Annotated in this window: 1 protein-coding gene; it reads right to left on the bottom strand. The window is 40.9% G+C overall.

Features of this window, described 5'->3' with window-relative positions; all coding sequences use genetic code 11:
* Positions 1-1,844, bottom strand: a 1,844-nt coding sequence (locus K5R64_RS13840; RefSeq protein WP_374758137.1) for an Ig domain-containing protein, incomplete at both ends; no start/stop codon positions are given.

Raw genomic sequence — 1,844 nt, 5'->3', positions numbered from 1 at the left:
CCAACTCGTAGCTTCCTGCTGGAGTACCTGCAGCTACTTTTACTGCTGTACCATCTAAGGTGATTCCTGTGTTGGTTGCGCTTACAAAAGTGGTATTCACTTTCGTTGGGTCAACAATCGCTCCGTTTAATTTATCATTTGCCAATACATTTGCTAAAGCAATTCCGCCGTCAAATCCATTTACTGTAGCTCCTGCATCGTCAATCGCATCGATTTCTGGTTTAGTTACTGTAACAGTTACTTTCGCTTCATCACAGTTCGCTGGGTTTATTTTTTCACAGATTTTGTAAACCAACTCATAGTTACCTGCTGGAGTTCCTGCGGCCACTTTTACAGTTGTTCCGTCTAAAGTGATTCCTGTGTTTGTTGCACTAACAAAAGTCGTGTTGACTTTAGCTGGGTCAACAATCGCTCCGTTTAATTTATCATTTACCAATACGTTTGCTAATGCTGTTCCTCCTGTAAATCCGTTTACTGAAGTTCCTGCATCGTCAATCGCATCGATTTCTGGTTTAGTTACTGTAACAGTTACTTTCGCTTCATCACAGTTCGCTGGGTTTATTTTTTCACAGATTTTGTAAACCAACTCATAGTTACCTGCTGGAGTTCCTGCGGCCACTTTTACAGTTGTTCCGTCTAAAGTGATTCCTGTGTTTGTTGCACTAACAAAAGTCGTGTTGACTTTAGCTGGGTCAACAATCGCTCCGTTTAATTTATCATTTACCAATACGTTGGCTAAAGCTGTTCCACCTGTAAAGCCGTTTACCGCTGTTCCTGCATCGTCAATAGCATCGATGGCTGGTTTAGTAACGGTTACGGTTACTTTCGCTTCGTCACAGTTTGTTGGATTTATTTTTTCACAGATTTTGTAAACCAACTCATAGTTATCTGCTGGAGTTCCAGCTGCTACTTTTACAGTTGTTCCATCTAAAGTAACACCAACGTTTGTTGCACTTACAAAAGTCGTATTCACTTTCGTTGGATCAACAATCGCTCCGTTTAATTTATCATTTACCAATACGTTTGCTAAGGCTGTTCCACCCGTAAATCCGTTTACGGCTGTTCCTGCATCGTCAATTGCATCGATTACTGGTTTGGTTACTGTAACAGTTACTTTAGCTTCATCACAGTTTGTTGGGTTGTTTATTTCACAGATTTTGTAAACCAACTCATAATTTCCTGCTGGTGTTCCCGCAGCTACTTTTACTGATGTTCCATCTAAAGTAACACCAACGTTTGTTGCGCTAACAAAAGTCGTGTTCACTTTGGTTGGGTCAACAATTACTCCGTTTAATTTATCATTTACCAATACGTTTGCTAATGCTGTTCCTCCTGTAAATCCGTTTACAGCTGTTCCTGCATCGTCAATAGCGTCGATGGCTGGTTTGGTAACCGTTACAGTTACTTTCGCTTCGTCACAGTTCGTTGGGTTGTTTTTTTCACAGATTTTATAGATGAGTTCGTAACTTCCTGCTGGAGTACCTGCAGCTACTTTTACTGATGTTCCATCTAAGGTGATTCCTGAGTTGGTTGCGCTTACAAAAGTCGTGTTTACTTTCGTTGGGTCAACAATTGCTCCGTTTAATTTATCGTTTACTAATACGTTTGCCAAAGCTGTTCCTCCTGTGAATCCGTTTACTGTAGTTCCTGCATCGTCAATAGCTTCTATTGCTGGTTTGGTTACCGTAACAGTTACTTTTGCTTCATCACAGTTCGCTGGGTTTATTTTTTCACAGATTTTGTAAACCAACTCGTAGCTTCCTGCTGGAGTACCTGCAGCTACTTTTACTGCTGTACCATCTAAGGTGATTCCTGTGTTGGTTGCGCTTACAAAAGTGGTGTTC

This window comes from Flavobacterium sp. UMI-01 (assembly GCF_019656315.1).
Classification (GTDB): domain Bacteria; phylum Bacteroidota; class Bacteroidia; order Flavobacteriales; family Flavobacteriaceae; genus Flavobacterium.
Note: the sequence above shows the minus strand (reverse complement) of the source record. Positions and strands in the feature narration are given on the sequence as shown.